This window comes from Pseudomonas sp. yb_2, from assembly GCF_043103905.1.
GTDB lineage: Bacteria > Pseudomonadota > Gammaproteobacteria > Pseudomonadales > Pseudomonadaceae > Aquipseudomonas > Aquipseudomonas alloputida.
Genome location: NZ_JBICKH010000057.1, coordinates 1 through 597 on the forward strand (window position 1 = coordinate 1; position 597 = coordinate 597).

The 597-nt window shown below is 54.4% G+C and carries 1 protein-coding gene; it reads right to left on the minus strand.

Features of this window, described 5'->3' with window-relative positions:
- Positions 1-12: 12 nt before the first annotated feature.
- On the minus strand, positions 13-597 hold a 585-nt coding region (locus ACF8FB_RS13995; RefSeq protein ID WP_392511477.1), incomplete at its 5' end, for a transposase.

The following is a 597-nucleotide window of genomic DNA, read 5'->3' on the forward strand; positions in this document are numbered from 1 at the left end:
GACTGGCATTTTTCATTTTCGGGTGGGGTACTTCGCTGGACGTTGCTTCACCGTTCGCGGAAACCATCGGTCAGGCCGTCGATGTGGCAAGACATATTGTGCCGCCGAAGCCTGCAGATCCGACAAAAATCCCGGCAAATTTCCGGGGTGGTTCAAGGATGTGCCATGCAGCAAGCCCAGTATTGCCCAGCTACAGGCAGTAAAACTCATCTCGCATGGGTACACACCAGGGCACTGTCGAGACATTTGCACCATCTGATAACGCAACAGGTTGTAGCCCAGCAGTACGCCCCATAGCTCTTGCGCAATCATCTCCGGCGTCTTGCTTCTCAGCGTATATTCACCACCTAAAAGCCCTTGCTTGATCTCTCGATATCCCAGTTCGATTTCCCAACGCTGACTGTAAAGGTCGACGATCTCATCACCCGGGAAACGCAGCGGATCCACCATTGAGGTCAGTACGCTCACCACCTTGCCTTTAATCGTCTTGCTTAACAGCCGTGCTCGAGTCTCCAGCGGCAAGCCGGGCCATTGCTTACGGGCTTGTGGCGAGGTGCGCAGAATGACTACGGCATCGTTGCGTCCAAGCTTGTGCTC